This is a genomic window from Microbacterium sp. CFBP 8801, assembly GCF_014839455.1.
In the GTDB taxonomy this organism is placed as follows: Bacteria; Actinomycetota; Actinomycetes; order Actinomycetales; family Microbacteriaceae; genus Microbacterium.
Genome location: NZ_JACYNU010000002.1, coordinates 267,917 through 279,391, shown reverse-complemented (window position 1 = coordinate 279,391; position 11,475 = coordinate 267,917). Strand labels below are relative to the sequence as shown.

10 protein-coding genes are annotated in these 11,475 nt (G+C 72.3%); 2 read left to right on the top strand and 8 right to left on the bottom strand.

The genetic code is table 11. The features are described 5' to 3' along the window. On the bottom strand, positions 1–1,722 hold a 1,722-nt coding region (locus IFR11_RS04230; protein ID WP_244630560.1), incomplete at its 3' end, for a heavy metal translocating P-type ATPase. A 199-nt stretch (positions 1,723–1,921) separates the two neighbouring features. Between IFR11_RS04230 and IFR11_RS04225 the strand changes: the two genes are divergently transcribed. After that, positions 1,922–3,289: an MFS transporter gene (locus tag IFR11_RS04225; protein ID WP_191915317.1), complete on the top strand. Its 1,368-nt coding sequence runs from the start codon at positions 1,922–1,924 to the stop codon at positions 3,287–3,289. Positions 3,290–3,393: 104 nt separating this feature from the next. Here the strand turns inward: IFR11_RS04225 and IFR11_RS04220 are convergent, their stop codons facing one another. From IFR11_RS04220 to IFR11_RS04200, 5 genes are all read right to left on the bottom strand, one after another. After that, positions 3,394–4,338: a bifunctional riboflavin kinase/FAD synthetase gene (locus IFR11_RS04220; protein WP_055834980.1), complete on the bottom strand. Its 945-nt coding sequence runs from the start codon at positions 4,336–4,338 to the stop codon at positions 3,394–3,396. After that, positions 4,335–4,754: a hypothetical protein gene (locus tag IFR11_RS04215; RefSeq protein WP_055936972.1), complete on the bottom strand. Its 420-nt coding sequence runs from the start codon at positions 4,752–4,754 to the stop codon at positions 4,335–4,337. The genes IFR11_RS04220 and IFR11_RS04215 overlap by 4 nt, the downstream gene beginning before the upstream one ends. Before the next feature lie 204 nt (positions 4,755–4,958). Beyond that, the gene (locus tag IFR11_RS04210; protein ID WP_191915316.1) at positions 4,959–5,327 is read right to left on the bottom strand and encodes a hypothetical protein; all 369 of its coding nucleotides are present in this window, start codon (positions 5,325–5,327) and stop codon (positions 4,959–4,961) included. Continuing rightward, positions 5,324–6,217 (bottom strand): tRNA pseudouridine(55) synthase TruB, encoded by an 894-nt coding sequence (gene truB, locus IFR11_RS04205; RefSeq protein ID WP_055834971.1) that lies wholly within the window; start codon positions 6,215–6,217, stop codon positions 5,324–5,326. Before truB ends, IFR11_RS04210 begins: the two co-directional genes overlap by 4 nt. Next, the gene (locus IFR11_RS04200; protein ID WP_055834968.1) at positions 6,217–6,720 is read right to left on the bottom strand and encodes a hypothetical protein; all 504 of its coding nucleotides are present in this window, start codon (positions 6,718–6,720) and stop codon (positions 6,217–6,219) included. Before IFR11_RS04200 ends, truB begins: the two co-directional genes overlap by 1 nt. A gap of 194 nt (positions 6,721–6,914) precedes the next feature. Here IFR11_RS04200 and IFR11_RS04195 point away from each other — a divergent pair, with 194 nt between their 5' ends. Then, positions 6,915–7,793: an A/G-specific adenine glycosylase gene (locus tag IFR11_RS04195; RefSeq protein ID WP_055834965.1), complete on the top strand. Its 879-nt coding sequence runs from the start codon at positions 6,915–6,917 to the stop codon at positions 7,791–7,793. Positions 7,794–7,886: 93 nt separating this feature from the next. On the opposite strand, the gene rbfA is transcribed toward IFR11_RS04195, so the two are convergent. Continuing rightward, entirely contained in the window at positions 7,887–8,393 is a 507-nt protein-coding gene (gene rbfA, locus IFR11_RS04190) for a 30S ribosome-binding factor RbfA (RefSeq protein ID WP_191915315.1), read from the bottom strand. Positions 8,394–8,610: 217 nt separating this feature from the next. After that, positions 8,611–11,421: a translation initiation factor IF-2 gene (gene infB / locus IFR11_RS04185; protein ID WP_191915314.1), complete on the bottom strand. Its 2,811-nt coding sequence runs from the start codon at positions 11,419–11,421 to the stop codon at positions 8,611–8,613. Positions 11,422–11,475: the final 54 nt, after the last annotated feature.

Here is an 11,475-nt window from a genome sequence, read left to right as displayed (position 1 = left end):
CGCCACGATCGCGTGGGCGACGGGGTGCTCCGACCCGCGCTCGACCGCCGCGATGCGCCGCAGGGCGTCGGCGGCATCCCCTCCGTCGACGACCGTGACGGTCGTGACGCTCATGCGGCCCGAGGTCAGGGTGCCGGTCTTGTCGAGAACGATCGTGTCGATGCGCTCGGCCGATTCCAGTGCCGCCGGACCCGTGACCAGGATGCCGAGCTGCGCGCCCCTCCCCGTGCCGACGAGGATGGCGATCGGGGTCGCCAGACCCAGCGCGCACGGGCAGGCGATGATGAGCACGGCCACGGCCGCGGTGAACCCGGCGGCGACCGGCTGACCGGCGACGAGCCATGCCACGAGGGTGAGCACCGCGAGCACGATGACGACGGGCACGAAGACGCCCGAGATGCGGTCGGCGAGGCGCTGCACGCGGCTCTTGCCGAGCTGGGCGTCTTCGACGAGGCGCGCGATGCGGGCGAGGCGCGTCTGCTCGCCGACACCCGTCGCGCGGACGACCAGGCGACCGCCCGCCGCGATCGTGCCGCCGGTGACCCGCGACCCGGGCCCGACCTCGACGGGAACCGACTCGCCGGTCAGCATGCTCTCGTCGACCGAGGCGCGCCCCTCGAGCACCTCTCCGTCGGTGGCGACGGTGGCGCCCGGGCGTACGACGAACTCGTCGCCCACGGCGAGAGCGTCGACGTCGATGCGGCGACCGTCGGCCAGCTCGGCCTCGCGCGCACCCAGGTCGAGCAGAGCGCGGAGCGCCGCGCCGGCGCGACGCGTCGATCGCTGCTCGATCACGCGACCCAGCAGCAGGAACACCGTCACGGCGGCGGCGACTTCGAAGTAGACGACCGAGGTGGAGTCGTGCACGGGACCGAACAGCATCACCTCGTGCCGGATGCCGATGCGCCCGGCCGTCCCGAACACGAGCGCCCACACGCTCCACAGGTAGGCCGCGAACGTGCCCAGGGTGATGAGCGTGTCCATCGTCGCCGCGCCGTGGCGCGCGTTGCGCAGGGTCGCGCGGTGGAAGGGCCACCCGCCCCAGAGCACGATCGGGGTGGCGAGCACGAGCGAGACCCACTGCCAGGCGGGGAACTGCCACGCGGGCACCATTCCGAGCGCGACGACCGGAACCGCCAGGCCGAGCGAGACCCAGAGGCGCACGCGCAGGGGCGTGGTTCCGGGGGCGTCGGCATGATCGTGGGCGTGAGCGCCGGGGGCGCCGGGAGCGTGCGCGTGATCGTGGTCGCCGGGGGCGCCGGGAGCGTGATCGTGGTCGCCGTGGGCGTCGGGGCCGGCGTGGTCATGCGTGCGAGCGTCGGGTCCGGCGGTGGCGGCGTCGCGGGCGGTCTCGACCTCGACAGGGGTCGACGCCGCGCGACCGTGCGGCGCGACGATGTCACGACCGGTGACGGCGTCGATCTCTCCCCCCGGGGCGGGCACGGCGACCGCCGCGACGGGGGCGGGCGCTGCCGTCGCGCCGCGCGTGCGCACCCGGGCGTCGTACCCGGCCGCCCGCACGGCGTCGACCAGCGCGGCGGGGTCGAGCTCGGCCGGGTAGCGCACGCGCGCGGTCTCGGTCGCGAGGTTCACCGCCGCCTCGACGCCGTCGACGCGGTGCAGGCGCTTCTCGACGCGTGCGACGCAACTCGCGCACGTCATGCCTTCGATGTCGAGCACCGCCTCGGCGGTGGGTGCGGTGGCATCCGTGTTCTCGCGCATGGCTCCTCCTCGTGTCCCCCGGGACAACACGATACCCCCTGGGGGTATTCCGGGGGGTCGCCCGGACACGATGCAGCAGTCCGCCGCGCACCCCGCGCCCCACCGCGCGCCGGCTCTGCTGCTCGAAGCTCCCTCCCGCGGCCGCCCGTCCCGCGGCCGAACCGGACCCGCCCCCGCCGCGCGACCCTACGCTGGAGCCATGGCCGAGCCGATGACACGCGAGCAGCGCACCGTTCTCGCGATCGCGGTCCTGGCCTCGTTCGTGTCGTTCCTCGACGGAACGGTCGTCAACGTCGCCCTCCCCGCGATCGCCGGTGAGCTGGGCGGGGGCTTGTCGACCCAGCAGTGGGTGGTCGACGCGTACCTGGTGACCCTCGGTGCGTTCATCCTCGTCGCCGGTTCGCTCAGCGACGTCTTCGGCCGCGTCGTCGTGCTCCGCGTCGGCCTGATCGGCTTCGGCATCACGTCGGTGGCGATCGCCGCGGCTCCCACGGCCGAGTTCCTCATCGTGGCGCGGGCCTTGCAGGGCGTGGCGGGGGCCCTGCTCGTGCCGAGCTCTCTCGCCCTCATCACCTCGACCTTCCGCGGACCCGCGCAGTCCCGCGCGATCGGCATCTGGACCGGGGCCACCACCGTCGCCATGATCGCGGGACCCCTGATCGGCGGCGTCTTCGTCGACACCCTGTCGTGGCGCCTGGTGTTCCTCGTCAACGTGCTGCCGATCGCGGTGACGATGTGGCTGCTCACCCGTCTGGGCTGGCGGGACCATCGTCGCCCCGGCGCCCGGGTCGACATCCTCGGCGCGGTGCTCTGCGCAACGGGTCTCGGCGGGGTCGTCTTCGCCCTCATCGAGCAGCCGAACCTCGGGTGGACGTCACCGGTGATCTGGATGCCGGGGGTGATCGGCGCCGCAGCCTTGGTCGGCTTCCTCGTGCGTCAGCGCGTGGCGCGCGATCCGATGATGCCGCTCGATCTGTTCCGCGCCCGCAACTTCTGGGCCGGCAACCTCGCCACCGCGTTCGTGTACGCGGCCCTGTCGCTGAACGGCTTCGTCGTGAGCGTCTACCTGCAGCAGGGCGCGGGCCTGCCCGCCACGCTCGCGGGTCTCGCGTCGCTGCCGAGCACGCTGCTCATGATCGCGCTGAGTTCCCGGATGGGCGCCCTCGCCGGACGCTTCGGACCGCGCCTGTTCATGACACTGGGCCCGCTCGCGATGGCCGCCGGCTCGCTGCTGCTGCTCACCGTGGGCGAGGACTTCGACTACTGGACGCAGGTGCTGCCTGGCATCGTCGTGTTCGGCCTGGGCCTGACCGCCACGATCTCACCCCTCACCGCCGCCGTGCTCGGCGCGATCGACACCGAGCGCTCGGGCATCGCCTCGGCGGTCAACAACGCGGTCTCCCGCGTCGCCGGTCTCCTCGCCATCGCGGGCGTGTCGGCGGTGGTGGGCGGCGCGCTCGATCTCGGCGGCTTCCACCGGGCGGCCCTCGTCACCGCCTCACTGATGGTGCTGGGAGCCACGGCCGCGTTCCTCGGCATCCGCAATCACCTGTCGCGGCAGGACTGACGGCCGGATCCGCTCGGCCGTGGGTGACCGCGCGGCCATGCCCCGCACCCCGGGGCCACATCCGACGCCCCCACCCGCAGCGCGCCGCCCCGACCCCGCCCGCCTCACGCGAGGATCGCGCGCGTCCGTTCCACGTCGTCGGCCATCTGCACGAGCAGCGCGTCGATGCCGTCGAACGCCGTCATCTCGCGCACCCGCTCGACGAAGCGCACCTCGACGTGGTGTCCGTAGAGGTCGAGGTCGGTTTCGTCGAGCACGTACGCCTCGACCTGGCGGGAATGCACGTCGTCGAACGTCGGGTTGGTGCCGACGCTGATCGCGGCGGGGTAGCTGATGCGCCGGCCGCCCTCGACATCGACGAGCCATCCGGCGTAGACGCCGTCGGCGGGCACGAAGCCCTCGAGATCGCTCGACAGGTTGGCCGTCGGATACCCCAGCTCGCGCCCGCGCTTCAGGCCGTGCACGACCTCGCCCCAGACCGACGGCGCACGGCCGAGCAGTCGAGCCGCGGTGGTCACATCTCCGGCCGACAGCGCCTCGCGGATCCAGGTCGACGACACCCGTCGGTCGGCGTGCACCGCGCGCACGTCGTCCACGACGTCGACGCGGAAGCCGTGCTGGGCGCCCAGGCGCGTGAGCAGCGCGGGGTCGCCCGCTCCCCCGGCACCGAAGCGGAAGTCGCTGCCGACCAGCACCGTCCGCGCTTGCAGGGCGTCCACGATGATGCGGCGGACGAACTCCTCGGCGGGAAGGGCCGCGAGTGCCTCGTCGAAGGTCAGCAGCAGGGTGGCGTCCACGCCCGCGCGCTCGAGTAGCTCGAGCTTCTGGTGCGGACCGATCACGTCGGTCGGGCACAGATCGGGCCGCAGCACGCGGAGCGGGTTGCGGTCGAAGGTGACGGCGACGACGCGGGCGCCGTCGGACGCATCGACCCGCGCGCGATCGATGACGGCCCGGTGCCCGGTGTGCACGCCGTCGAACTTGCCGATCGCGACGACCGAGGGGCCGAACCCCGCCGGCACCTCCGCCGGATCGCGGAAGACGATCACGGTGCCATCCGGCGATGGCGCGTGAGCCACCACAGGCCGAGGAAGGGCAGGACGAGCGGGATGAAGAGGTAGCCGTAGCCGTACACCGACCACACCGTCGGGTGCTGGAACAGCGCCGGCAGCACGAGGCTGAGCGTCCCGACGACGAGCACGCCGACGAGTTCGAAGCCGATCGCGATCCAGGCGACGCGGTACCAGGCGGGCCGCGCCGAGAAGATGAGGGCGAGGGTGGCGAGGATGTACACGACCGCGGCGAGCGCCGACAGCGAGTACGCCAGCGGGGCGTCGTCGAACTCGCGCACGATCTGCACGAACGATCGGCCCGTGGCGGCGAGCGCCATGATGCCGTAGACGACGACGAGGACACGGCCGATGCCGGTCATCCCCCGGGAGCGGGTGGGAGTGGTGGATGCCATGACCCCACGATTCTAGTTCGCTCACGCCGCCGTCGAGCGGCGCTCCCCCGCCGCGGGCTGCTCGAGCCCGTCGAGGGCGTCGCGCCGCGCGGCCCCGCCGCCGGCGTGGATGCGCCCTGCGCGAGGTCGCCGAGCCCGTCGGGCACCCTGATGGCGCGATGCCTCGTGCGCGAGACGGCTCGGCCGGGTCGTCGGCGAAGGCGCTCAGGCGATCTGCACCGTCCAGATGACGTACATGCGCCACACCATGACCGCGACGGCGAGGGCGGCGACGCCCATGATCACGGTGCTCCAGCGGCTGCGCTCGATGAGCGCCCACGCGGCGCCGGCCACGGGGACGAGAGCCGCCGACGCGAGGTAGGTCCAGAACTCGAGCAGACTGCCCGACGGCGGGTTTCCCGCGAACGGCGCGATGATCGCGACGACGATCTGCACGATGAGCAGCAGCTCGATGAGGGCGAGGGAGCCGACCGTGACGTCGCCCGGGCGGCGACCGGCGAGCCCCGCCACGACGGCGACGAGACCGGCGAGCACAGCGATGCCGACCTGCGCGAGGGTGAACCACAGGATCATCGGGCGGCCTCCGTCGGCATGTTCATGACGCTCTTCAGCTGCGCGCCGCGCTTCTCGACGACGCCGATCAGCTCTCCGTCGGGGTCGATGGCCGCGGCCACGGCTCCGGTGAGGCGCCCGCCGCCGTCGATGCGCTTGCCGTGTCGCAGGTCGCGGGCCTCGTCGGCGCCCACGGCCAACGCCCCCATCACGACGGCCGCGGCGGTCGCGGGGGGCACGAGCTCGTTCTCGGCGATGTCGTCGACGGGCGCCGCGACGGCGACGTCGAAGGAGCCGATCCGCGTGCGGCGCAGCATCGTCAGGTGCCCGCCCACCCCGAGGGCCGCACCCAGGTCGCGGGCGAGGGCGCGGATGTAGGTCCCGCTGGAGCAGTCGACGACGACGTCGAGCTCGATCGTCGCCTCACCCCGGCGGGTCTCTCGAACGGCGAAGCGCGACACCGTCACGCGCCGGGCCTTCAGCACGACCTCTTCCCCCGCGCGGGCCAGGTCGTAGGCGCGGCGCCCGTCCACCTTGATGGCCGACACCGTGCTCGGTACCTGCTCGATCTCGCCGGTCAGGTCGGCGATGCCCGCGGCGATGGCCGCGTCGGTCACGGCGGCCAGGGCCGTGGCATCCGCTCGGGCCGTCTCGATCCCGTCGGCGTCGTCGCTGTCGGTGGCGACACCCAGCAGGATGGTGGCCTCGTAGGTCTTGTCGACGCCCACGATGTAGGTCAGCAGGCGCGTCGCCCCTTCGACGCCCAGCACGAGAAGGCCGGTCGCCATCGGGTCGAGGGTGCCGGCGTGCCCGATCTTGCGGGTGCCGAGCGCCTTGCGCGCCCGCGACACGACGTCATGGCTGGTGATGCCTCCCGGTTTGTCGACCAGGAGGATTCCGGGGCGCACCATCAGCAGAAGTCTCCGAAGACCTGCACGGGGTGGGCGGGGTCGGAGTTCTCGACGATGACGGATGCCGCAGCCTTCGGTCGCGCCGTGCGGAGGTAGTGCTTCTCGGCCTCGGGCAGTTCCGGACGGGGCGTGCCGATGGGCGGGTTGCTCTCGAGCCAGATCGAGAAGTTCCAGAGTCCGCGCACCTCGGAGGCGTGGAGGAAGCGTCCGGAGACGACGAGCACCGCGTCGGCGGGGGCGACCTCGCCCGGCCCGAACGACTCGCCCGCTCGGAAGGGCGCGATCAGGCGCTCACGGGCGCGCGGCGCCCCGTCGGCGAGGGCCGCTCGGAAGACCGCCGTGCCCTCCTCGTCGACAGCGGCCGCGAACGCATCGGCGAAGGCGCCCGCCGCCTCGGCGTCGAGCCCGTCGACGGCGACGACGACGCGCCCCGCGCGGTTGTTCTGCCGCATCAGGTCGCGCAGGCTGCGCGGCAATTCGGGGGCGGTGTTCTCGGACGACATGCCTCCAGCCTACGGTCGACCACCGACATCGCACCCCCGCCCGAGGCTCTCGCCCCCGGCGTATCCGGCTCGCGCGGGGCGAGAAACGCGGATCCGCCCGAGACACGCCGCGACACCGCGTGTCTCGGCACGATCGGCGTTTCTCGCGACCTCCCCGCACGCTCCGCCCGCCCGCGGCGTTCTAGGCTGAACGGATGCCCGCACTCGCCGCCCCGCTCATCGAGTGGTACCGCGACGCGGCGCGCGATCTTCCGTGGCGCCGGGAGGGGTTCGGCGCGTGGGGCACGCTCGTCAGCGAGTTCATGCTGCAGCAGACCCCGGTCGCACGGGTGATCCCGCACCTCGACGCCTGGCTCACCCGATGGCCGACGCCCTCGGACCTGGCCGCTGCTCCCCCGGCCGACGCCGTGACGCAGTGGGCCAATCTCGGCTACCCGCGGCGGGCCCTGTGGCTGCACCGCGCGGCGGTCGAGATCCGCGATCGTCATGACGGTGTGGTTCCGCGCGACGTCGACGCGTTGCTGGCCCTCACCGGTATCGGTGACTACACGGCGCGCGCGGTCGCGGTCTTCGCGTACGGGGATCGGCATCCGGTCGTCGACACGAACACGCGGCGCGTCCTCGCCCGAGCCGTCGAGGGGCGCGCGCAGCCGGGATCCCCGAACAAGGCCGACCTGGCGCGGATGGATGCCGAGCTGCCCGACGACATCGTCGAGTCGGCCATCGTCAACGCGGCGGCGATGGAGCTGGGCGCGATCGTGTGCACGGCTCGGTCACCGAGATGCGAGGTCTGCCCGCTGGCGGCGCAATGCGCCTGGCGCGCGGCCGGATACCCCGAGTCGGAGGACCGCCGCCGACGTCAGGCGAAATACGAGGGCAGCGACCGCCAGGCGCGCGGCGCCGTGCTGAGGGTGCTGCGCGAGGCCGCCCCCGCGCCCGTCGCCTTGTTCGCCGTCGTCCCCGACTGGCCCGACGCCGTTCAGCGCGACCGCGCGATCGACTCCCTCATCGCCGACGGCCTCGCCGAGGCATCGGACGGCCTCCTGCACCTGCCGGGCCACCCGGCATCCTGAGTCCCGCCCGGGAGCTCCGGCACGCCCGCGATACGAGAAACGGCCGGACACCGGCCCCGAGGGGCGGGCATCCGGCCGTGTCGTCGCGCGGGCTCAGGCCCGCGGGGCGTCTTCGTCGTCGGTGGCGGCGTCGTCGTCGTCCGCGTCACTTTCGTCGAGCTCGTCTTCGTCGTCGGCGTCGTCTTCGCGCGGCTTGACGTACGGGTCGGCGTCGCCGGCGTACGTGGCCGCGGCGGCGAGACCCGCGACCGACTGGTCGCGCTCGCGCGCTTCGCGCAGCAGCGCCGAGATGTGGTCGGCGTTCTCGGGAATGGCGTCGAGGATGAACTCCAGCGACGGGGTGAGGCGCGTGTTGAGGTTCTTTCCCACCTCGCTGCGCAGCAGTCCGGTCGCCGACTTCAGTGCCGCTGCGGTGTCGTTGCGGTGCGCTTCGTCGCCCATGACGGTGTAGAACACCGACGCGTGCTGCAGGTCGCCCGTGACGCGTACGTCGGTGATCGTCACGAAACCGAGCCGCGGGTCGCGCAGCCCCTTCTCGAGACGTTCGGCGAGCACCACGCGGATCCGGTCCGCCACTCGTGCCTGTCGCTCTCCTGCCACTGCCTTCTCCTTTGTTTCACTACCGCCGCGAGTCGAGCGCCCCGTGGCTCATCCGCCGGGTGAGGTGGCGCCGTTCGCCGCTGCACCCAGCGTAGGCCGGAGGGGGTGTGCATTCTCCCGAGCATCGGGGTAGGGGCCCCGCTCTGCTCGGGGGAATGCACACCCCCGCAGGCCGAAGCGGGAGCCGCGCCGAACAGCGCGACCCCCGCCCCGTGGATCAGCCTCGCGGCTTCTCGATGAGTTCCGTCGTTTCGATCTCATCACCGATCTGGATGTCGTTGAACTTGCCGAGACCGATACCGGCCTCGAAGTCCGTACGCACCTCGGTGACGTCGTCCTTGAAGCGACGCAGCGACTCGATGGCCAGGCCATCGGCCAGCACGACACCGTCGCGGATGACACGAGCCTTGGCGTTTCGCGTGATCGTTCCCGATCGCACGATGACACCGGCGATGTTGCCGAACTTCGAGGAGCGGAACACCTCGCGGATCTCGGCGACACCCGACTGCACTTCTTCGAACTCCGGCTTGAGCAGGCCCTTGAGCGACTGCTCGACATCGTCGATCGCGTTGTAGATGACCGAGTAGAACCGCACGTCGACACCCTCACGGGCGGCACGCTCGCGGGCCTTCGTGTCGGGACGGACGTTGAAGCCGATCACGATCGCGTTGTCGATCGTGGCCAGGTTGATGTCCGACTCGGTGATCGCACCCACACCGCGGTGGATGATGCGCAGCTGGACGCTGTCGTCGACCTCGATCTTGAGCAGCGATTCCTCGAGCGCCTCGACGGCACCCGACACGTCACCCTTGATGATGAGGTTGAGCGACTCGACCTTGCCCTCTTCGAGAGCACGGGTGAAGTCCTCGAGCGAGATGCGCTTGCGGGCCTTGGCCAGCTGGGCGTTGCGCTCGGCGGCTTCACGCTTCTCGGCGATCTGACGCGCGGTGCGGTCTTCTTCGGTGACGATGAAGACGTCGCCGGCGCGGGGAACCGAGTTGAGGCCCTGCACCGAGACGGGACGCGAGGGGTAGGCCTCGTCGACCGCGTCGCCGTTCTCGTCCATCATCGCGCGGACGCGGCCGTAAGCCGTTCCGGCGACGATCGCGTCTCCGACGCGCAGAGTTCCCGACTGGATGAGCACCGTGGCGATCGAGCCGCGGCCCTTGTCGAGCCTCGCTTCGATCGCGACACCGCGGGCCGCCTTGTTCGGGTTGGCCGTGAGGTCCAGCCCCGCGTCGGCGGTGAGCAGCACGGCATCCAGCAGAGCCTGGATGTTGAGGTTCTCGCGAGCCGACACGTCGACGAACATGACGTCTCCGCCGTACTCCTCGGCGACCAGACCGTACTCGGTGAGCTGCTGGCGCACCTTGGCCGGGTTGGCGTCGGGCTTGTCGACCTTGTTGACCGCGACCACGATCGGCACGTTGGCCGCCTGGGCGTGGTTCAACGCCTCGACCGTCTGGGGCATGATGCCGTCGTCGGCCGCGACCACGAGGATCGCGATGTCGGTCACCTGCGCACCGCGGGCACGCATGGCGGTGAACGCCTCGTGACCCGGGGTGTCGATGAAGGTGATCGCGCGCTCGATGCCGTCGTGCTCGGTCCAGATCTGGTACGCACCGATGTGCTGCGTGATGCCGCCGGCCTCGCCCGCCACGACGTTGGTCTGGCGGATGGCGTCGAGCAGTCGCGTCTTACCGTGGTCGACGTGGCCCATGACGGTGACCACGGGAGGACGGATCTCGAGATCGTCCTCGCTCTCGGCTTCGAGTTCGCCGTCGAGGTCGAGACCGAAGCCCTCGAGGAGCTCTTTGTCCTCGTCCTCGGGCGAGACCATCTGGATCTTGTAGCCGAGCTCGGCGCCGAGCACCTCGAAGGTGGCCTCGTCGAGCGACTCGGTCGCGGTGGCCATCTCGCCCAGGTTGAACAGGATGGTCACGAGCGTGCCGGGCTGCACGTTGTAGCCGCGCAGGGCCTCGAGCTTGTCCGCGAAGTCGGAGATCGATGCGCCGCGACGGAGGCGGATGATCTCGCCGTTGCCCTTCGAGACGTTGACGCCGCCGACGACCGGCGCCGACCGCATCTCGAATTCCTGCCGCTTCGCCCGACGCGACTTACGCTGCTTCGACTTGCCGCCGCCCTTACCGAAGGCACCTGCGGTACCACCGCCGGGACCACGGCCACGACCGCCACCACCGCCGGGACGACCGGCGAAACCGCCGCCGCCCGCACCGGGTGCGCCACCGGGACGCTGGAAGCCGCCACCGGCACCGCCGGGACGACCGGGGCCGCCGGGACGCTGCTGGAACGGGGCGCCCGGACGACCGGCACCGCCGGGACGACCGGCACCGCCGGGACGGGGAGCGCCGGGACGCGGCGCACCGGGACGCGGAGCCTGCGGGCGCGGGATGTTGCCGGGCGTCGGGCGCTGGCCCATGCCCTGCGCCGACGCGAACGGGTTGTTGCCCGGACGGGGACCGGCGGGACGCTGGCCCATGCCCTGGGCCGACGCGAACGGGTTGTTGCCCGGACGCGCGCCACCCGGACGCGGGGGCGAGCTCGGGCCGGGCTTGGGGGCACCGGGGGTCGCCGACGACGACGCCTCGGCGTCACCGGACGCGGGAGCTGCGGGAGCGGGGGTCGCCGCAGCCGGGGCGGAGGCCTCGGGAGCGGATGCCGCGGGGGTCGCTGCCGCGGGAGCGGCCTCGGCCGGAGCCGGGGCGGCGGGGGCTGCGGGCTTGGCGGGGCCCGGGGTCGGACCCGACGGGCGGGCGCCCGGGGTCGCTGCCGGACGAGCGGGGCCGGGACGGGCGCCGGGGCGCGCCGCAGCGGCGGCGGGCTTGGCATCCGAGGATCCGGAGGAGCTCTCGGCCGCGAGGGCGGCGCGGAGCTTACGAGCCACGGGGGGCTCGATGGTGGATGAGGGGCTCTTGACGAACTCGCCGAGCTCCTTCAGCTTCGCAAGCGCGACCTTGCTGTCGACGCCGAGCTCGGAAGCGATCTCGTGCACGCGTGGTTTTGCCACAATTCTCCTGTCTGAGGGCCTACCCCGGACAGGGCAGACCGTTACTTGCGGACG